The following is an 18,663-nucleotide window of genomic DNA, read 5'->3' as shown; positions in this document are numbered from 1 at the left end:
GTCTTGCCGGCTTCGGCACGCGCGCGGCGCCGGGGACCGGGGTCCCCGCGCCGCGCCCATGCCGCGCCGCCGGCTAGCGCTTGCTGAACTGGAAGCGCTTGCGGGCGCCCGGACGGCCGGGCTTCTTCCGCTCCACCTCGCGCGGGTCGCGGGTCAGCAGACCCTCGGGGCGCAGGCGGGTGCGGTTGGTCTCGTCGACCTCCAGCAGCGCGCGCGCCACGCCCAGCCGGATCGCGTCCGCCTGGCCGCGGAGGCCGCCGCCGTTGACGTTCACCTTGACGTCGAACTTCCCTTCGTTCTCCGTGGCCACCAGCGGGCGCTGCGCGCTCTGCCGGAGGACGTGGCGGGGAAGGTAGTCTTCGATGGTGCGCCCGTTGATCTCCCACGCGCCGTTGCCGGGGCGAAGGTACACGCGCGCCACCGACGTCTTGCGGCGCCCGATGGCGTGGAACTGTTCAGTAGCCATTGTCTAGGTGCCGATCTCAGAAGGTGAGTGTTTCCGGGTTCTGCGCGACGTGCGGATGCTCGGCCCCGGCGTACACCTTGAGCTTCTTCCGCATCTGGCGCCCCAGGGCGTTCTTGGGGAGCATTCCCTTGACCGCGAGCTCGATGACGCGCTCGGGGTGGCGGGCGATCATCTCCTTGAAGGGGATGAACTTCTCGTGCCCCATGTACCCGGTGTGCTTGAAGTAGGCCTTCTGGTCGGCCTTGTTGCCGGTGAGCTGGACCTGGTCGGCGTTGATGACGATTACGTAGTCACCGGTGTCCAGGTGCGGCGTGTAGGTCGGCTTGTGCTTCCCGCGCAGGATGCGGGCGACCTCGGTGGCGATGCGGCCCAGAACCTTGCCGCCGGCGTCCACCACAAACCACTTGTGCTCGATCTCGCCGGCCTTTACGGCATACGTCTTCATGATGCTCCCCACTCCGCCGCGCCCTTGGAGCGCGCGGAATGCCGGCCACGCGCCGGCGGTGATAGTAGAAAAAATCTCCGCCTCCGGAAGCTCCGGGGCGGGCATAGCGTGGAACACTACAGCCCGAAAGGATACCCAACTTCCGTGCGGGTGTCAAGGCGTCGCGCCGGGTTTTCGCCTGTTCCGCGGCGTCCCTGCCCGGGCGGGCATCGCATCGGCCTCACGCGGAGACGCGGAGGAGAGGCGCGGAGGTTTCTCCGCAACTCCCGCTGTTCAGAGCGCCTCGACGCCCGAGCGGATCGTGCGGATGGGGAGATAAAGGTGCAGGCGGTCGTCTTCCAGAGGCGCGAAGCCGTTCCGGCGGTAGAACGCGGCGGCGGGCGGCTTCGAATACACTTCGACCGCGAAGATGCCGATGACCTCCGCGGCGCGGACGGAGCGCCGCAGTGCATCCGCTAGCAGTGCCTTCCCCACCCCGCCTCCCTGCGCGGCGCGATCGACTCCGAGCCGTGCCAGCTTCACCGTCGGGATCGAGTAGCGCGGCAGACGACCACGCTCGGGCTCGGGGAGGTCACCGGCGGGGAATCGCCGGCGGCGAGCGTATAGTAGCCCAGGACTCGGTTTCCACCCTGTTCCGTTGCGAGGTAGGTGCGGCTGATATTCCGCTCCTGGTTCCGCCGCGCGTGCCGCCGAAAGAACTCGTCGAGGGCGGGCTCGCCGCAATCGAACGACGCTCGATCGTGCCCGCGCCCGCGAGGTTTGATGTCCATCGGGATCGGGTTCATCAGCCCTCGTCCGGGTGATCGAACGATCTGACGAAATCGTGGTGGTGCCGCAGCGTCCGCAGGAGCGCCTCAGAGCGCCTTTCCCGTGCGCCGCCGTGTCTCTATGTGAGCCCTGCGGCACTCCGCACCTCCGCGACGAGACACGCTTCTCTTGACAATCGAAAGGAGCGGCACGTACTCTTCCTTTCGACCATCGAAAGGAGCTTGCATTGACGGACAAGGATCGCGGCGACCTGATCCAGGGGACGCTGGACATGCTGGTGCTCAAGGCGCTGCAGTTGGAGCCGATGCACGGCTGGGGGATCACCGAACGGATCGAGCAGTGGTCGGGGAACGTGCTGCAGATGAACCAGGGCTCGCTCTACCCGGCGCTCTACCGGCTGCAGCGGCAGGGGCTGATCCGCTCGGAGTGGCGCACGACGGAGAACAACCGCCGCGCCCGCTACTACGCGCTGACGGAGGAGGGAAAGGAGCGCTTCGTGGAGGAGCGGAGCCACTGGGAGCGCCTGTCGCGGGCGGTCAACCTGGTGCTCGCCACAGACACCCGCTGATCGCGAGGGCACCATGAGGCTTATCCGTGAGGCCTGGCACCGGCTGCGCAACTCCATGCGGCGCGACGAGCTGGACGGCGGCCTGGACGAGGAGATGCGCTTCCACATCGATCAGCTGACGCAGAAGAACGTGCGCGCGGGGATGGAGCCGGCCCAGGCGCGGCGGGCGGCGCTGGTGGAGTTCGGCGGAGTGGAGCGGCACAAGGAGGCGGTGCGCGACGAGGCGCGCCCCCGCCTGCTGGAAGACCTGGGGCAGGACACGCGCTACGGCGTACGCGTGCTGCGTGGCGCGCCCGGCTTCACGCTGGTGGCCATCGGCACCATCGCACTGGGCGTCGGCGCGATGACGGCGATCTTCTCGGCCGTGAACCACGTGCTCCTCCGTCCGCTCCCCTTCCCTGCCTCCGAGCGGCTGGTGGTGCCGCAGGCGCGGAGCATGGAGGACGGCAGCCAGTGGAACGTCACCTACGCGGATTACGAGGACTGGAAGACGAACGGAGTCTTCGCCCGCGCGGCCGTGTACCAGCCGGTCGACTGGAACGTCGCCGACGAGCGGGAGGCGGAGCGGCTCACCGGCGCGGCGGTAACTCCCGATTTCTTTGCCACGCTGGGGATGGCGCCCACGCTGGGCCGCTTCTTCGTGTCCGAGGAGTTCGACCCCGAATCTCCCCGCGTGGTCGTGCTCTCGTACGAGCTGTGGCAGCGCATGTTCGCGGGCGACCGCGCCATCGTGGGGAAGACGCTGCGGATCGGCGGGCGGCCGCGCCAGGTGGTGGGGGTGGCGCCACGGGGGATGGCCTTTCCCCGCGAGGCGGCGCTGTGGGCGCCGCTCCGCCTGTCGCCCGCCGACCGGCCGGACCTGGAGCGGCGGGACAACTTCATCTTCAGCGCAATCGCGCGCCTCAAGCCAGACGAGCCGCTTCGCCGCGCGCGTGCCGAGCTGGAGTCGATCGCCGGTCGCGTGGCGCAGGAGCACCCGGTCGCCCGCAAGGGGGTGACGATCACGGCGGCTCCCCTCATCGACTACGTGGTGGGGGAGGAGCTGCCGCTCACGCTCTGGCTGCTGATGGGCGCGGTGAGCCTGGTGCTCGCCATCGGATGCCTGAACGTCGCCAACCTGCTGCTGAGCCGCGCGGCCGGGCGCGGACGTGAGCTCGCCGTGCGCATCGCCCTGGGTGCCGGGGGCGGGCGTCTCGTGCGCCAGCTCCTCACCGAGAGCCTGATTCTGGCCGTGGCCGGCGGGGTGCTGGGGTCGGCGCTCGCCTACGCAGGCGTGCGCGCGCTGGCGCTGACCGCACCCGAGGGCACGCCGCGCATGGAGGAGCTCTCGCTGGACCCGCGGGCGCTGCTCTTCGCCCTGGCGGTCTCCATCCTTTCGGCGGTGCTCTTCGGGCTGGCGCCCGCCATCGGCATGGCCCGCCGCGCCGTGCTCTCCCCCACGCTGGGCGAAGAGGACCGGCGCAGCACCGCGGGCGTACGCGGACGGCGGGTGCGCAAGGCGCTCGCGTCGGGTGAGATCGCGCTCTCGCTGGTGCTTCTGGTGGGCTCCGCGCTGCTGCTCAAGAGCCTGGCGCAGCTGTACTCGGTGGATCCCGGCTTCCAGACCGCGGGGGTGGCCACCGCGTCCGTGGTGCTGCAGGGCGAGCGATACGACAGCGCCTCGGCGAGCGTGGCGGCCATAAGCGAGATCCTGGACCGCGTGGCGGCGCTCCCCGGCGTCCGCGGCTCGGCCGCCGCGTCGGCGCTCCCGCTGGGGGGCGGAGGGTTCTACCTGGGCCGCTCCTTCCTGGCGGATGGGCGGCCGGAGCCCCCGGCCGGCATGGAGGTGAGCGGGATGTGGACGGTGGTCACGCCCGGGTACTTCTCCACCCTGCGCCTGCCGGTGGTGCGCGGGCGCGAGTTCACGAGCGCGGACCGGAAGGGGGCGACTCCGGTGGCCGTCGTCAACCGCGAGTTCGCGCGGCGCATGTTCCCCAACGAGAACCCCATCGGCAAGCGCATCCGCTCGTGGCGCGACGAGAACCTTCTGCGCGAGATCGTGGGCGTGACCGAGGACGTGCGCTACATGGGCGCGGGCGACGAGATCGGCCCCCTGGTGTACGTGCCGCATGCGCAGGACACCTGGAACTCGATGGTCCTGGTGATCGGCACGGATGGCCCCACCGCCCCGGTGATCCGCGCGCTGCGCGCCGCGATCGCGGAGATCGACCCGGGGCTGGGGGTGAGCGAGGTGCAGACGATGGACGAGGTGTTCGAGCGCTCGGTGGCGCCGCAGCGCTTCACGGCCTCGCTGCTGGGCGGCTTCGCGGGCGTCGCGCTGCTGCTCGCCTGCATCGGGATCTACGGCGTGCTGGCGTACGGCGTGGCGCAGCGGCGGCGCGAGTTCGGCATCCGCATGGCGCTGGGCGCCGGCACTGGCGAGATCCGCCGCATGGTGGCGCGAGAGGCCGCGCGAATCACTGCCTGGGGCCTCGCCTTCGGCCTGGCGCTCGCCTTCGCGGCGACGCAGGGGATGTCCGCGCTCCTGTACGGCGTGCGCCCCACGGACGGCGCCACCTACCTTGGCGTATGCACGGTGCTCACCACGGTGGCACTCGCCGCGAGCTGGCTCCCGGCCCGCCGCGCCAGCCGCGCCGACCCCATGGAGGCGCTGCGCGGAGAATAGCAGTTCGGGATGCTTCCGATCCCTCTTCCTCCCCGGCGCGCGGCCTCACGCGGAGAACTCGTAGGCGCTGGAGGAGCGCCAGTTCTTTGGAGCGCGAAGCGGCGGGTCGGCAGAAAACAGCTCAATACAAACCTTCGTCGCGCTCCCCGAACCTCCTGGTTCCCCGCGGCGACAAGCCCCAACGAGGTGGAAGCAGCCATGAGAGATCCAACTGTCGTCCTCCCTTGTAGACCACGTCCGGGGCCGCGCCGGGAGCGCGGTTTCTCCCGCCGCGGCGGGCGTCATCTCGCCTGTGCGCTCCTGGCCTGGTGCATGGGGAGCGCATCCGCCGCGGGGGCCCAGACGCCACCCGCGGCCCCGCGGCCGGTCACCACCTATCTGAGTCTCCCCCTGGACGTGGTGGCTCGGCCGGTGCCGCAGCCCGTCCGTGCCGAGGATGGCCAGCGCTACCTCGTCTATCGTCTGTTCGTCACCAGCTGGGCCGACGTGGACCTGCGCCTTCGATCGGTGGAGGTGCTCGATGGGACCACTGGCGCCGTGCTCGCGGCGTACGATTCCACCTCGCTCTCCGATCCCCGGCGGCAGCGGACGACCCAGTACATCGAGAGCGACTCGATCACTCCGGCCAACCGCGCGCTGCCGGCCGGCCGCACCGCCACGATCGCGGTGGTGATCTCCCTCGCCCCCACCGCGCCGGCTCCCTCCACCCTCGTCCACCGGATCTCTCTGGATAGCGATTCCACGATCCGGCTGCGTACGGAGAGTGGAAGCGCCTCGGAGGCGCTGGTGGCGACCTCCGAGGTTGTGCTCGTGGAGCGGCGGCCCCCTCCGGTGCTGGGGCCTCCCCTTCGCGGCGGCAACTGGCGCTGCGGCAATGGGCTCGCGCTGAGCAACGGGCATGCGGCGCTGGTGGCACGTGCTTCCCGTATCCGGGTGCCGCAGCGGTTCGGCTGTGATTTCATTCGCGTGGACTCCATCGGAAGCAATCTTCCGAGCCCGTTTCCGAACGACATCACGAACGAGATGTTCTACGGGTATGGAGCCGAGGTGCTGGCCGTGGCGGACGGCGTGATCATTTCCGTTCAGGACGGGATCCCCGAAAACGTCCCACGAGTCGACGGGCGGACCATCATGCCCGTGCCGCTGACCGACAAAACGGTTTCGGGGAACTGGCTGGCGCTGGACCTGGGGGGCGGCCGCTACGCGTTCTACGCCCACTTCATTCCGGGTTCGATTCGCGTGCGGGCGGGGCAGCGCGTGCGGCGCGGAGCCGTCCTGGGGAGACTCGGGAACTCCGGGAACAGCGTTGGACCACACCTGCACTTTCACGTCGGCGACACCCGGTCGCTGAACGGCACGGAGGGGCAGCCGTACGTGTTCGAGCGCTACCGGGTTCTCGGACGCCATCACCCCGCCGGGGCTCCGTCGGAGCAGAGGATGACCGTGCCGCTGGACGATGCCGTCATCTGGTTTCCCACGCCCTGAGAGTAGCTGCGTCCTGGATTACGGCGGGTGGGGAACGGCGCCCGAACCGCGGGCGTCAACACGAAACAGAGGCACCGAGAGAACCTCTCTCGGTGCCTCTGTGTCTCTGTGTGAGCCCAGCAGTTCCTCAGGTCAGGAACGTCTCCAGGAACCGCGCCCTCGACTGGTGACGGAGGCGGAGGAGAGCCTTCTCCTTGATCTGCCGCACGCGCTCGCGCGTGATGCCGAACTTCTCGCCGATCTGCTCCAGCGTCATCGGCTCCGCGTCGCCCAGGCCGAAGTAGAGGCGCAGTACGCGCGACTCACGCTCGGTGAGCGTCCCCAGCGCCTCGTCGATCGAGCGCTTGAGGGCGTCCTCGTAGACCTCCTCGTCCGGCCCGGGGGAGAACTGGTCGGAAAGGTAGTCGAGGAGCTGCCCGTCCTCGCCGGGGACGAGCGGGGCGTCCAGGGAGAGGTAGACCTGCGACATCGCCAGCGCGTGGCTGACCTCGTCCTCCGGCACCTCCAGCTCGCTCGCGATCTCCTGCAGCGTCGGCTCGCGCCCCAGCTCCTGCGTCATGGCCGAGGAGCGGCGGCCGATGCGGTGGACGGCGCCCGCGCGGCTGAGCGGCACCCGCACGATGCGCGACTGCTCGGCCAGCGCCTGCAGGATCGCCTGCCGGATCCACCAGACGGCGTACGAGATGAACTTGATCCCCTTGGTCTCGTCGAACTTCCGCGCGGCGCGGATCAGCCCGATGTTCCCTTCGTTGATCAGGTCCGAAAGCGAGACGCCCTGGTTCTGGTACTTCTTCGCGACCGCCACCACGAAGCGCAGGTTGGAGCGCACGAGATGCTCCAGCGCGTCCGGCGCGCCGTCACGGATCAGGCGCGCGAGCCGCGCCTCTTCGTTCCGGTCGATCAGCGGGTACACGCTGATCTCGCGAAGGTACTGGTCCAGCGATTCGGATTCGGAGGAGACGCGTTTGGCGGGGCTGAACGTCATGGGGGTGCTCCGGGGCGAAGCAGACAACGCAGAATGTGGGGCTCTGCGGAGGACACCGGACGGGCAAACGCGGCGTCGCAAAAGGGGAAGGCGGGGAGAGGCCGCGCAGCCTGTTGGGGGGACACGAGCGTCCGCCCACCGGGTCACGCGTTGAGTATGGGCAAGCACCCCGGAAGGTGTCAACCCCCGGCGGGAACAAAAGGCTTGACAACGTGAGTTTTCGACGTGCTGGCGGATTCTGTACGCACTTTTTTCTGGATCGAGTAGCACAGAGTTGCTCCAGGTGACCCGAAAGTGAGAAGCGGGCGCGAGGATCGTCCTCGCGCCCGCTTTCCGTTTTCCGTTGCCCGCGGTGCTACCGGATCACTTCTCCGATCCTCGTCCAGCGGACGGCGGTGAGCCACGAGAACTGCTGGGTGATGTCTTTTTCGAACGAATAGTAGACGAACATGGGCCGCCCCTTCACCGCGCTCTCGTCGAAGAAGCCCCAGTAGCGGGAGTCTTCGGAGTTGTCGCGGTTGTCGCCGAGCGCGAACAGTTTGCCAGGCGGCACCACGATCGGCCCCCAGTTGTCGCGGGTGGGGCGGTAGCGGCGGCGCTCGCGGAGGGTGCCCGCCAGGAAGTCCTTTTGCCAGATCATCCGCGGCTCGCGGGGATCGCTGAGCGGGTCCACGTGGCGGGCGTAGGGCTCGTCCAGCGGCTTTCCGTTCCTGAAGAGCACCTTGTCGCGCATCTCCAGCGTGTCGCCCCCCACTCCCACCAGCCGCTTCACGTAGTTGCGGTGCGGGTCGTGGGGCGGCAGAAAGACCAGGACGTCGCCGCGTTTGGGATGCGAGAAGGCGGGGAGCCGCGTGCCGGTGACGGGGATCTCCGCGCCGTACACCGCCTTGTTGACGAGAAGGAAATCCCCGATCAGGAGCGTCCCCTCCATCGACCCCGTGGGGATCTTGTACGCCTCCACCAGAAAGGTGCGGATCCCCAGGAAGAGGAGGATGGCGGTGCAGATGGCCTTGGTCCACTCCCACATCCACCGCCCGGTGGAGACGGAGCCGCGCGGATCGGCGAGCGTCACGCGGCGCTCGGCGGGGGGCTGTCCGTCGAAGGGATGTGGGGAATGCAGTTCTTCCATCGTGAGTTCGCCGCCGCGGTACCGCAGGGTGGGGCTGGATGCCCGGTCTGGTACGTACACGCGAGGTTTGGGCCCGTTCCGGGGACCGCGAACGGCAATTTCACACAGAGACGCAGAGGGGATACAGAAAGAACTACAAAGAGGTTCTCTGCGTCTTGTAGTTCCCTCTGCGCCCTCTGTGTGATGGTTTTCCTTTTCAGTATGGCGAGCCGCCGTAGTTGTCGATCTGGGCGCGCTGGAGTTTGCCGGAGTAGTCCACGTAGCAGACCTTGGTCTCCGAGTAGAACTCGTACACTTCCCAGCCGCCCTCGCGGTGGCCGTTGCCCGTCTGCTTCACGCCGCCGAAAGGGAGGTGCGCCTCGGCGCCGATGGTGGGCGCGTTCACGTAGGTGATGCCGTTGTCCAGGTACTGCAGCGCACGGAACGAGATGTTCACGTCGCGCGTGTAGACGGAGCTGGAGAGGCCGTACTTCACCTCGTTGTTGATGCGGAACGCCTCGTCCACGTCGCTGAAGCGGATCACCGAGAGCACCGGGCCGAAGATCTCCTCCGTCGCCAGGCGCGAGCCGGGCTTCACGTCGGCGAAGATGGTGGGCTGGAAGAACCAGCCGTCGTCCACTCCCTCCCCCGTGGCGCGCTCGCCGCCGATGACCAGGCGCGCCTCCGAGCGGCCGATCTCGATGTAGCTCTTCACCTTGTCGAGCGCCCTCTCGTTGATCAGCGGACCGATCTCGGCGCCGTCCTCCAGGCCGTAGCCCAGAGTGAGGCCCTTCGCCTTCTCCACCAGGCGCTCCAGGAACTCGTCGTGGATCGAGTCGTGGAGAAGGAGGCGGCTGGTGGCGGTGCAGCGCTGCCCCGTGGTGCCGAACGCGCCCCACAGGACGCCTTCCAGCGCCAGGTCGAGGTCGCCATCGGCCATCACGATCTGCGCGTTCTTGCCGCCCATCTCCAGCGACAGCCGCTTGTGCGACTCGCCGCACGCGCGCCCGATGATGCTTCCGGTCGCGGTGGAGCCGGTGAAGGAGATCGCCGCGACGTCCGGGTGGTTGACGATGGCCGCGCCCGTCGCGCCCTCTCCGTGCACCAGGTTGACGACCCCCTTGGGAATGCCGGCCTCCTCAAGGATCTCCACCAGGAGCTGCACGGTGTGCGGCACGTCCTCGCCCGGCTTGATGACCACCGTGTTCCCGCACACCAGCGCGGGGAACATCTTCCAGGTGGGGATGGCGAGCGGGAAGTTGAAGGGGGTGATCAGCCCGCACACGCCGATGGGGCGGCGGTACGTCATCGCCCACTTGTTGGAAAGCTCCGACGGCACCGTCTTGCCGAAGAGGCGGCGCCCCTCGACGCCGGCGTAGTAGGCGGTGTCGATCCCTTCCTGCACGTCGCCGCGCGTCTCGGTGAGCACCTTTCCCATCTCGCGCGTGGCGGCCTTTGCGATCTCGTCCTTGCGCTCGCTGAGCAGGTCGCCCACGCGGCGCAGGATGTTGCCGCGGTCCGGCGCCGGGGTGCGCGCCCACGCCGGGAATGCCTCCTTCGCGGCGGCCACCGCGCGGTCCACGTCGTCCTGGCCGGAGCGCGGCCACAGCCCGATCACCTCCGACCAGCGGGCCGGGTTGCGGTTCTCGAAGTACTCGCCCGAAGACGGCTCCACCCACTCGCCGCCGATGAAGTTCCTGAACTTGTCCGCCATGTTCCGCCCTTTTCTGGGGAGTGCCGTACCGCGTTTTGGTGCGGGCGGGAATCTAACTATCGCGCGGGGAGGTGCAACCGGGAGGCCTGCTCGCGCCGCAGCATGCGCAAACAAGACGGCGCAGACTCGCTGCGCCCCCCTACACTTCCTGAACGAAGCGCCTCCGGCCGCCCGCCTTTCACCGATCTAGGGCGCGGAGTGAAGGAAACGGGCTCTGCTTCCCGCGCGGATCCATCCAATGTTCAGTGGCCCGTGCATGGTGACCCCGGGACCAGGCCGCGCCAAAGATCCCGCGTACCTGCAGCCGAACGTGGGGTGGTGCGGTGTGCGCGGCTGAGACCGTCTCCTTCACTGCGCGCCAGAGGTTCTTGCTGCGAGGCCGCCGAGTGGGTGCGGCGCTTCGTTCAGGAAATCGGGAGGCGCCAAGCGAATCCGAAGGGGCAGGACGCTCGAGTCGTCCTCGCGCGGCTCGTGGATGCTTGACGCCCACGATCCGCGCGAGCATCTTACCCCTCACACTCTGAGGGGAGAGGCGATGGACCAGACGCTGGACCTGCTCAAGGGCACGCTCGACGTCCTCATCCTGCGCACGCTGGCCGGCGATCCGATGCACGGCTACGGGATCTCGCAGTGGATCCGCGACCGTACCGGCGGCGTGCTCCAGGTGCAGGATGCCGCGCTCTACCAGGCGCTGCGGCGGCTGGAGGCGAAGGGGTGGCTGGCGGCCGAGTGGGGTCTTTCCGAGAACAACCGCCGCGCCCGCTACTACTCGCTCACCGCCGAGGGTCGCGCCCAGCTGCGCGCGGAAGCATCCGCGTGGCGGCGCTACGCGGCGGCGGTGTTCCAGGTTCTCGAACCCGTCCCGGAGGGCTGATGGGCTCGCCCAGATTCCCGCGCCGCTTCACCCTCCCCTGGCGCGGCGCCAGGGAGATCCGCGACGAGGTGGATGAAGAGCTCGCCTTCCACCTGGACATGCGGACCGACGCGCTGGTGCGGGAGGGGATGGACCGCGATGCGGCGCACACACGGGCGCGTCGCGAGTTCGGAGACCTGGAAGAGGCGAGGCGGTCGATGCGTGAAGCGGATGCGCGGACGGAGGGGCGGCGGCGGCGCGCGGAGTGGCTGGACGAGCTTCGGCAGGACGTGCGCTTCGCCGTGCGCGCGTTGCGCAGGAGCCCTGGATTCGCCGCGGCCGCGATGCTGACGCTGGCCCTCGGCATCGGCGCGAGCACGGCCATGTTCAGCGTTCTGAACGGCGTGCTCCTGCAAGACCTGCCGGTGGAGGACCAGGACCGGATCGCCGTGCTCTGGACGGCGGCGCCCGCGCGCTCCTTCGATCACCTCCCCGTCACGCACCAGGAGCTGACGGCGTTCCGCCAGTCGACGCGCGAGCTCCGGGCAGTGGCGGGGGTCGCGTACCAGGGCGCGCTGGAGCAGGTGCTGACGGACGCGAGCCGGCCCGTCACCGTGAACGCGACCTGGGTCACGGGGAACCTGTTTTCCGTCCTCGGCGTCGTCCCCGCCCTCGGGCGCACCCTGCTGCCGTCCGACGACGTGCCGGGCGCCGCGCCCGCGATGGTGATCGGCTACGGCTTCTGGCAGCGCCACTTTGGCGGCGACGTGGCGGCGGTGGGGCGCACGTTCGAGATGAACGGGAAGCGCTTCTCCGTCGTCGGCGTCCTGCCGCGCGGCTTCGAGTACCCGCGCGGGGCCGAGGTCTGGGTCCCCGCGCTCCCCGACTTCCCGGCCACCCTCGAGGCGAAGGCAGATCCGTCGCAGGTCATCGTCTACGACCTGGTCGGCCGCCTCGCACCCGGCTCGACGACGGAGGCCGCGCGCGACGAATTCGACGCATTCCTGCGCGCGGGCGATGCGCAGCGGCCGGCGGCGCTGCGCGGCACGAAGGCGGTGGTCACCCCGCTCCCCGAGCTGATCACCGGCGATGCACGCGCGGCGCTCTGGACGGGCGCGGCGGCGGTGGGGCTTCTCCTGCTGATCGCCTGCGCCAACGTCGCGAACCTCCTCCTGATCCGCGGCTCGGCACGGGCGCAGGAGCTCGCCATCCGCAGCGCGCTGGGCGCCGCGAGACGGCGGCTGGTGCATCAGCTCCTGACCGAGAGCGCGGTGCTGGCGCTCGCGGGCGGAGCGCTCGGGATCGTGCTGGCGGCCACGGGCGTGCGCCTGCTTGCCGCCTTCGCCACGCCGGAGCTCCCGCGGCGCGAGATGATCGGCATCGACGCGCGCGTGCTGGCGTTCGCGCTCACGGCGACGGCGGCGGCGGCGCTCCTCTCGGGCCTGCTGCCGGCACTGCTGGCCGCGGCGGGGGAGCTGAGCGTGTGGCTGCGCGGCGGGCATCGCTCGTCGCCGGTAAACCGCGGCGGCCGCGCGCTCCGCCACGGGCTGGTGATCGGCCAGGTCTCCCTCGCCATCCTGGTGGTCGCGGGCGCGGGGCTCCTGGTGCGCAGCCTGGTCGTGCTCCAGAACGTCGATCTCGGCTTCGAACGCGAGCGGCTCCTGGTGCTGCAGACGAGCTTTCCGCCGAAGCTTCTCCCCGAGCGCCCCGCGCAGGTCGCGCTGCAGGAGGAGATGGTGGCGCGGGTGGCCGCGATTCCGGGTGTGACGGGCGCGGCCGCGCTTCCCCGCCCTCCCTACTCCGGCGAGGGTGGCTGGAGCGCGATGTTCACCGGCCAGGGGCAGAGCGCCGAGGCGCAGGCGGCGAATCCGGTGGTGAACCTGGAGGTAGTGGGGCCCGGCTTCTTTCGCACCCTGCAGATCCCCCTGCGCCGCGGCCGCGCGTTCGGGGCACAGGACCGGGAGGGTGCGCCGGGCGTGGCCATCCTCAGCGAGTCCGCGGCGAAGCAGGCATGGCCCGGCGAGGACCCCATCGGCAAGCAGGTCAAGCTCGGCGGCCCCGACTCCCCGGGCGAATGGGCCACCGTCGTCGGAGTGGTGGCGGAGACGCGATACCGCGAGCTGACGAGCGCGCAGCCGACTCTGTACCTGCCGATCCGCCAGTTCCCCGGCCCGGTGCCGATGACGCTCGCGGTGCGCACGCGCTCCGATCCCGCCGGGGTGCTCCCGCAGCTCCGCGCCGTCCTGCGCGACATCCACCCCGAGCTCGCGGTGGCGGGCGGCGGCTCGATGCGGCAGCTGATGGCGGCGCCGCTCGCGCGGCCCCGGTTCAGCACCTGGCTGCTGGTCACCTTTGCCGCGGCCACGCTCCTGCTCGCGGCAGTCGGGCTTTACGGCGCCATCGCCGCGACCGTGCGCGGACGGACGCGCGAGTTTGGGATCCGGCTCGCGCTCGGCGCCCGCGCGGAGGAGCTGCGCACGCTCGTGGTGCGCCAGGGGTTGCACCTGGCGCTCTGGGGATGCATCCTGGGGATCGCGGGCGCTCTGGCGGGGACACGCGTGCTGCGGAGCCTGCTCTTCGAAGTGAGCCCCACCGACCCGGCAACGTTCGTCGTGGTCGTAGGGGTCATCCTCGCGACCGCCGCCCTCGCCTCCTACCTCCCCGCGCGCCGCGCCAGCCGGGTCGATCCGGTGCACGCGCTGCGGGCGGAGTAGCAACAGCGTAGCACTGGAAACAGGAGGCCCAGAGAAGCGCATCTTCTCTGGGCCTCCCGCGTTAGAAGGACACCCACTTCCTGAACGGAGCGCCTGACGGATACCTGCCCTGCGTCGATCTCGGGCGCGTAGTGAAGGAAACGATCTGCGCCGTGCGATCCGATCCAGCCCATGTTCCGTCGCCCGTCCGCAGCGATCGACGCGAGCAGACTGGACCGGTGCGCCACGACCGAGTCGTTCTCAACTTCGAGAGCAATGGTTCGGCGGCGCGCAGATCCCAACCTCACTGCAGCCGAACATGGGATGGTGCAGTGTACGCGGCAGAGCCCGTCTCCTTCACTGCGCGCCACAAGTATTCTGCCGCGAAGCCGCGGGCGGGGTGGGGCGCTCCGTTCAGGAAATGAGTTCGTTCAGGCGAATCCGAAGGCGAAGGCCAGAACCGCCGCGCCGGAGAGGAGGGCGGACCAGAGCGCCCAGAGCTTGTAGAAGGCGAGATCCGGGTGGAGGCGCTTGTAGAGCCAGGCCAGCGCCGCGCCCCCTCCGAACGTCCCGATCATCCACGCGGCGGCGAAGAGCAGCCAGCCGAGCGCACCCAGGCCGCGCATCAGCCTTCGCGCACCAGCTCGTAGCGCTCGATCTTCTTGTAGAGGTTCGAGCGGGGCATGTCCAGGATGCGCGCGGTCTCGGAGACGTTCCAGTCGTTCTCGCGCAGCTTCTGGATGATGAAGGCACGCTCGGCCGCTTCCTTGAACTCCGCGAACGTGTTGCAGGAGAGGAGGTCGCTGGAGAGGCCGCCCCCCTTCATGTGCCCCGAGACCAGGAGGTCCACGTCGTCCGCGCCGACGGCGGGGCCGGAGCTGAGGATCATGAGGCGCTCGACGGTGTTGCGCAGCTCGCGCACGTTGCCGGGCCAGTCCATCCGCTGCATGCGGTCCAGCGCGTCGTCGGTGAAGCGGCGCGGCTTGACGGCGCCCTCCTGCGCGTAGCTTTCGGCAAAGTGCTGCACCAGCATGGGGATGTCTTCGCGGCGCTCCCGCAGCGGCGGCACGTGCAGCGGGATCACGTTCAGCCGGTAGAAGAGGTCCTCGCGGAAGCGCCCGCCGCGGATCTCCTCCTCCAGGTCCTTGTTGGTGGCCGCCAGCACCCGCACGTCCACACGGATCTGCTTGGCGCCGCCCACGCGCGTGACGATCCCCTCCTGCAACGCGCGCAGCACCTTGGCCTGCGCGTTCAGGCTCATGTCGCCGATCTCGTCCAGGAAGAGCGTGCCTCCATCCGCCACCTCGAACTTGCCGGCGCGGTCCTCGTGGGCGCCGGTGAAGGAGCCCTTCATGTGACCGAAGAGCTCACTCTCGATCAGCTCGGAGGGGATCGCGGCGCAGTTCAGCTCCACGAACGTCTTCTCCGCGCGCGGCGAGAGGCGGTGGACGGCGCGCGCGACCAGCTCCTTGCCCGTGCCGTTCTCGCCGGTGATGAGGACGCGGGCGTCGGTGGGGGCCACCTTTTCGACGCGGTCCAGCACCTGGCGCAGGGCGAAGGAGCGGCCCACGATGGCGTGCCGGCTCTCCACCTCGCCGCGCAGGCGGGCGTTCTCGGCAATCAGCCCGTTCTGCTGCAGCGCGTTGCGCAGCACCAGCAGGGTGCGGTCCGTGTCCAGCGGCTTTTCCAGGAAGTCGAACGCTCCGCGGCGCGTGGCCTCCACGGCGGTGTCGATGGTGCCGTGGCCGCTGATCATCACCACCACGGCCGTCGGGTCCATCTCGCGCAGGTGGGTGAGCGCCTCCAGCCCGTCCGTGCGCGCCATCTTCACGTCCATGAAGGTGACGTCCGGGCGGAACTCGCCGTAGATGCCGTACGCCTCCTGCGCGCCGGCGGCGGTGCGGACCTCGTGGTCCTCGTACTCGAAGAGCTGCGCGAGGACGCGGCGGATCCCGTCCTCGTCGTCTACCACCATGATGCGGGCCATGGATCTACTGGTTGGTCGGCGAAAGGATCAGCTCTCCGCCCTCCACCCGGGCAGATGCGACCCCGGGCGGAAGCGTGAAGGGGTACTCGTTGGGCTCGGTGCCGGGCTCGTTGCGCCGCCCCAGCCGCTCCAGCGCCATAGGATAGTAACTCGCCGGCACGGGGAGGCGCGCGATGGCCACGTCCTGCACGTTGAGCGCGCCGTGGCCGGGGCGCAACTCTCGCAGCGACCCGCTCACCATCACCTCCACCGTGTCCGGGAGGAAGCGCCGCGCCTGCGCCAGCTCCGGCGAGTCGGGGAGTAGGTCCTTGGGGACTTTCCCGGTGAGCTTGAGCGTGTTGTCCACGAAGTCCACGGCGGGATCGTGCAGCGGCCCGGTGAGCCCGGCCAGGTCGTAGCGCAGCAGCGAGGTGAACTCGACGTCGGTGAGGTGCACCGTGTCCTGGTCCCTGCGCATGCGGGCGAGCTTCTCCTGCGCCTGCGCCGCCGCCTCGGGCGACACCTTGGTGGCCGCCACGCTGCCGCCGCCGCCCAGCCCCGGAATGAGGTCGCGAAAGAACCACGCCCCGAACCCCAGGAGCGCCACGACCAACAGCAGCCCCAGCGTCCCGCCCCGTCGTCTCGCCATCGTCGCCCCCGTCGTGGATTCGTGCCGCGCTCTGCCGTTCAGACCCGCTAACCTACCCCGCGCGAGCGGGCATTGTTTCCCCCGCCAGCGCCGCCACGGCCTCGGCCGCGCGGTCCACCTCCGCCTCCGTCGTCGCCCAGCCGACGGAGAAGCGGACGCCGCCCGTCGCCTCGGTGCCCAGGATGCGGTGGGCCTCCGGGGCGCAGTGCAGCCCCGCGCGCGTCATCACCCCGAAGTCGCGGTCCAGCCGCGCCGCCATCTGCGACGGATCGAACCCGTCCACCGTCACCGTGACGATCCCCGCCCCCTCCGGCGCCGCGGAGGAGAGGAGGCGCAGCCCGGGGATGCCGCCCAGCCGCTCGCGCAGCCTTGCCTTGAGCGTGCTCTGCCGCTCGTGGATCGGCTCCACACCGCGCGCCAGCACCCACTCCACGCCAGCCAGCAGCCCCGCGATGCCGGGCCCGTTCTGCGTCCCCGCCTCTAGCCGGTCGGGCATGGCGTCGGGCATCCCGGAGGGGCCCGACTCGGCGCCGGTGCCACCCGCGAAGACGGGCTCGATCTCCACCCCTTCGCGCACGTACAGGCCGCCGGTGCCCTGCGGCCCCAGCAGCCCCTTGTGCCCGGTGAAGGCCAGGAGGTCGATCCCCATCGCCTCCACGTCTACGGCGATGTGGCCGGCGCTCTGGGATGCATCCACCAGCACCAGCGCGCCGTTCGCATGCGCCCGCGCGGCAAGCTCGGCCACGGGCGCCACGGTGCCCAGGACGTTGGATGCGTGCGACAGGACGAGGAGGCGGGCGCCGGCCAGCGCGCGCTCCGCCTCGTCCAGATCGAAGCTTCCATCCGCCTTGCCGCCAAGCACCGTCTCCGAGACGCCGATGCGCGCCAGGGCAGCCACCGGACGGCGGACGGCGTTGTGGTCGTACGACGTACGCACCACCCGGTCACCGGGGCGGAGGACGCCCTGGAGCGCGACGTTGAGCGCGTGGGTGGCGTTGAGCTGAAAGGCGATGCGCCCCGGATCGCCACGCACGCCGAAGAGGCGCGCCAGGGCCCGGCGGCAGCGGAAGGCGACGCGCCCCGCCTCCACCGCCCGGCTGTGCCCCGCGCGCCCCGGCGTGGCGCCGACGTCGCGCAGGTACGCCATCATCGCCTCCGCCACCTCGGGCGGGCGGATCGCCGCGGTGGCGGCGTAGTCCAGGTAGATGGGCGCGTCCGCCATCCGGCCCGGCTACGCCGGCGCCAGGTCGAGCGCCACGTAGCGGAAGCCGAGCGCCTTCACCTCCCCCGCCACCCGCGCGCCCTCGTCGCCCGCCAGCCGCTCCCACGCGTCCGCCAGCACGCGCACCGCCGCGATCTCGTCCTCGTGCCCCTCCACGGAGACGCGTGCCCCCGCGAATCCGCGCGCGGCCAGCAGGCGCTCGGCGCGCACGACCCGCTCGTCCGCGCTCACGCCGCGCTCCCGATCTGAACCAGGCGCACCATCTCGCCCTCGCCGAGCCCCTCGTTGAGGGCACCGCGCCGGTACCCCTGCAGGTCGAGCAATGCCCGCCGGAACCCGGCGCCCCGCACCGCCTCGTCGATCCTCACGCGCTCCGCCGCCACGCGTCCAGCCTCCGCCGGGTGCACCTCCAGCCGCGCGACCTCTCCGTGATGCCGCACGCGAAAGTCGCGGAAGCCGAGCGCGCGCAGCGCCACCTCCGCCGCCTCCACCTGGCGGAGCCGGCGGGGCGTGACGGCCAGGCCATACGGAAGGCGCGACGCCAGGCAGGGCGCGGCGGGCTGGTCCCAGGTGGGGAGCCCCAGCTCGCGCGACCAGGCGCGGATCTCGTCCTTGGTGAGCCCTGCCTCCAGCAGCGGCGAGCGCACGGCCTTCTCGCCCGCGGCGACGGCGCCGGGACGGTGGTCGCCCACGTCGTCGGCGTTGGAGCCGTCCAGCACGGTGGCGAAGCCGCGCTCCTGGGCCACCGCGCCCAGGCGGCCCCACAGCTCGCTCTTGCAGAAGTAGCAGCGGTTGCTGGGGTTGGCGGCGTAGCGGGGGTCTTCCATCTCCCGCGTCTCCACCTCCAGCCAGGGGATGCCGAAGCGCGCGGCGACCTCACGCGCGGTGTCCTCCATCCACGACGCGATGCTGTCGCTCTTCCCGGTGACCGCCAGCACGCGATGGGGGCCGAGCAGCTCCACCGCCACCGTGGCGAGGAAGACCGAATCGACCCCTCCGCTGTACCCGATCACCACCGAGCCGCACTCGCGGAGGATCTCCGCCAGCCGCTCGCGCTTCGCATCCGCGATCATCGC

General features: G+C 70.4%; 17 protein-coding genes. 5 read left to right on the top strand and 12 right to left on the bottom strand.

Annotation, left to right across the window (positions count from 1 at the left end; translation table 11 throughout):
• Window positions 1–73: 73 nt before the first annotated feature.
• The 3 genes from rpsI to VF584_15835 all read right to left on the bottom strand — a co-directional run bounded on the left by rpsI (window position 74) and on the right by VF584_15835 (window position 1,433).
• Complete coding sequence (gene rpsI / locus VF584_15845; protein ID HEX8211646.1) at window positions 74–466, bottom strand: 30S ribosomal protein S9; 393 nt, start codon at window positions 464–466, stop codon at window positions 74–76.
• Window positions 467–482: 16 nt separating this feature from the next.
• Complete coding sequence (gene rplM / locus VF584_15840; GenBank protein ID HEX8211645.1) at window positions 483–914, bottom strand: 50S ribosomal protein L13; 432 nt, start codon at window positions 912–914, stop codon at window positions 483–485.
• 270 nt (window positions 915–1,184) lie between these two features.
• Window positions 1,185–1,433, bottom strand: a complete 249-nt coding sequence (locus tag VF584_15835) for a GNAT family N-acetyltransferase (protein HEX8211644.1) — start codon at window positions 1,431–1,433, stop codon at window positions 1,185–1,187.
• 472 nt (window positions 1,434–1,905) lie between these two features.
• Between VF584_15835 and VF584_15830 the strand changes: the two genes are divergently transcribed.
• The 3 genes from VF584_15830 to VF584_15820 all read left to right on the top strand — a co-directional run bounded on the left by VF584_15830 (window position 1,906) and on the right by VF584_15820 (window position 6,397).
• Complete coding sequence (locus VF584_15830; GenBank protein ID HEX8211643.1) at window positions 1,906–2,247, top strand: PadR family transcriptional regulator; 342 nt, start codon at window positions 1,906–1,908, stop codon at window positions 2,245–2,247.
• Window positions 2,248–2,260: 13 nt separating this feature from the next.
• On the top strand, window positions 2,261–4,912 hold the full coding sequence (locus VF584_15825; GenBank protein ID HEX8211642.1) for an ABC transporter permease: 2,652 nt from the start codon (window positions 2,261–2,263) through the stop codon (window positions 4,910–4,912).
• A 198-nt stretch (window positions 4,913–5,110) separates the two neighbouring features.
• Window positions 5,111–6,397 carry a M23 family metallopeptidase gene (locus tag VF584_15820; protein HEX8211641.1) on the top strand — a complete coding sequence of 429 codons (1,287 nt, stop codon included), beginning with the start codon at window positions 5,111–5,113 and terminating at the stop codon, window positions 6,395–6,397.
• A 127-nt stretch (window positions 6,398–6,524) separates the two neighbouring features.
• On the opposite strand, the gene VF584_15815 is transcribed toward VF584_15820, so the two are convergent.
• The 3 genes from VF584_15815 to VF584_15805 form a co-directional block, all read right to left on the bottom strand.
• Window positions 6,525–7,382, bottom strand: a complete 858-nt coding sequence (locus tag VF584_15815) for an RNA polymerase sigma factor RpoD/SigA (GenBank protein HEX8211640.1) — start codon at window positions 7,380–7,382, stop codon at window positions 6,525–6,527.
• Between the two features lie 355 nt (window positions 7,383–7,737).
• Window positions 7,738–8,511: a signal peptidase I gene (lepB, locus tag VF584_15810; protein ID HEX8211639.1), complete on the bottom strand. Its 774-nt coding sequence runs from the start codon at window positions 8,509–8,511 to the stop codon at window positions 7,738–7,740.
• Window positions 8,512–8,707: 196 nt separating this feature from the next.
• A complete protein-coding gene (locus tag VF584_15805) occupies window positions 8,708–10,204 on the bottom strand; it encodes an aldehyde dehydrogenase family protein (protein HEX8211638.1) in 1,497 nt (498 codons plus the stop codon).
• A gap of 535 nt (window positions 10,205–10,739) precedes the next feature.
• On the opposite strand from VF584_15805, the gene VF584_15800 reads away from it, so the two are divergent.
• On the top strand, window positions 10,740–11,078 hold the full coding sequence (locus VF584_15800; protein ID HEX8211637.1) for a PadR family transcriptional regulator: 339 nt from the start codon (window positions 10,740–10,742) through the stop codon (window positions 11,076–11,078).
• On the top strand, window positions 11,078–13,771 hold the full coding sequence (locus VF584_15795) for an ABC transporter permease (GenBank protein HEX8211636.1): 2,694 nt from the start codon (window positions 11,078–11,080) through the stop codon (window positions 13,769–13,771). The genes VF584_15800 and VF584_15795 overlap by 1 nt, the downstream gene beginning before the upstream one ends.
• Before the next feature lie 410 nt (window positions 13,772–14,181).
• Here the strand turns inward: VF584_15795 and VF584_15790 are convergent, their stop codons facing one another.
• Genes VF584_15790 through larE form a run of 6 tightly spaced genes read right to left on the bottom strand, consistent with a single transcriptional unit; the run spans window position 14,182 to window position 18,660 of the window.
• Window positions 14,182–14,376 carry a hypothetical protein gene (locus VF584_15790; GenBank protein ID HEX8211635.1) on the bottom strand — a complete coding sequence of 65 codons (195 nt, stop codon included), beginning with the start codon at window positions 14,374–14,376 and terminating at the stop codon, window positions 14,182–14,184.
• On the bottom strand, window positions 14,376–15,737 hold the full coding sequence (locus tag VF584_15785; protein ID HEX8211634.1) for a sigma-54 dependent transcriptional regulator: 1,362 nt from the start codon (window positions 15,735–15,737) through the stop codon (window positions 14,376–14,378). The genes VF584_15790 and VF584_15785 overlap by 1 nt, the downstream gene beginning before the upstream one ends.
• A gap of 4 nt (window positions 15,738–15,741) precedes the next feature.
• Complete coding sequence (locus VF584_15780) at window positions 15,742–16,365, bottom strand: hypothetical protein (protein ID HEX8211633.1); 624 nt, start codon at window positions 16,363–16,365, stop codon at window positions 15,742–15,744.
• 52 nt (window positions 16,366–16,417) lie between these two features.
• Window positions 16,418–17,587, bottom strand: coding sequence for an aminotransferase class V-fold PLP-dependent enzyme (locus VF584_15775; protein ID HEX8211632.1), 1,170 nt, complete (start codon window positions 17,585–17,587; stop codon window positions 16,418–16,420).
• Between the two features lie 9 nt (window positions 17,588–17,596).
• Window positions 17,597–17,818, bottom strand: coding sequence for a hypothetical protein (locus VF584_15770; protein ID HEX8211631.1), 222 nt, complete (start codon window positions 17,816–17,818; stop codon window positions 17,597–17,599).
• A complete protein-coding gene (gene larE / locus VF584_15765; protein ID HEX8211630.1) occupies window positions 17,815–18,660 on the bottom strand; it encodes an ATP-dependent sacrificial sulfur transferase LarE in 846 nt (281 codons plus the stop codon). The genes VF584_15770 and larE overlap by 4 nt, the downstream gene beginning before the upstream one ends.
• Window positions 18,661–18,663: the final 3 nt, after the last annotated feature.

Source organism: Longimicrobium sp., assembly GCA_036389135.1.
In the GTDB taxonomy this organism is placed as follows: domain Bacteria; phylum Gemmatimonadota; class Gemmatimonadetes; order Longimicrobiales; family Longimicrobiaceae; genus Longimicrobium.
This window is presented reverse-complemented; position numbering and strand designations above follow the sequence as displayed.

Coding starts and splice junctions, on each gene's coding strand:
- rpsI (HEX8211646.1), bottom strand. CDS start 466: ATGGCTACTGAACAGTTCCACGCCATCGGGCGCCGCAAGACGTCGGTG.
- VF584_15825 (HEX8211642.1), top strand. CDS start 2,261: ATGAGGCTTATCCGTGAGGCCTGGCACCGGCTGCGCAACTCCATGCGG.
- VF584_15820 (HEX8211641.1), top strand. CDS start 5,111: ATGAGAGATCCAACTGTCGTCCTCCCTTGTAGACCACGTCCGGGGCCG.
- VF584_15815 (HEX8211640.1), bottom strand. CDS start 7,382: ATGACGTTCAGCCCCGCCAAACGCGTCTCCTCCGAATCCGAATCGCTG.
- lepB (HEX8211639.1), bottom strand. CDS start 8,511: ATGGAAGAACTGCATTCCCCACATCCCTTCGACGGACAGCCCCCCGCC.
- VF584_15805 (HEX8211638.1), bottom strand. CDS start 10,204: ATGGCGGACAAGTTCAGGAACTTCATCGGCGGCGAGTGGGTGGAGCCG.
- VF584_15800 (HEX8211637.1), top strand. CDS start 10,740: ATGGACCAGACGCTGGACCTGCTCAAGGGCACGCTCGACGTCCTCATC.
- VF584_15795 (HEX8211636.1), top strand. CDS start 11,078: ATGGGCTCGCCCAGATTCCCGCGCCGCTTCACCCTCCCCTGGCGCGGC.
- VF584_15790 (HEX8211635.1), bottom strand. CDS start 14,376: ATGCGCGGCCTGGGTGCGCTCGGCTGGCTGCTCTTCGCCGCCGCGTGG.
- VF584_15785 (HEX8211634.1), bottom strand. CDS start 15,737: ATGGCCCGCATCATGGTGGTAGACGACGAGGACGGGATCCGCCGCGTC.
- VF584_15780 (HEX8211633.1), bottom strand. CDS start 16,365: ATGGCGAGACGACGGGGCGGGACGCTGGGGCTGCTGTTGGTCGTGGCG.
- VF584_15775 (HEX8211632.1), bottom strand. CDS start 17,587: ATGGCGGACGCGCCCATCTACCTGGACTACGCCGCCACCGCGGCGATC.
- larE (HEX8211630.1), bottom strand. CDS start 18,660: ATGATCGCGGATGCGAAGCGCGAGCGGCTGGCGGAGATCCTCCGCGAG.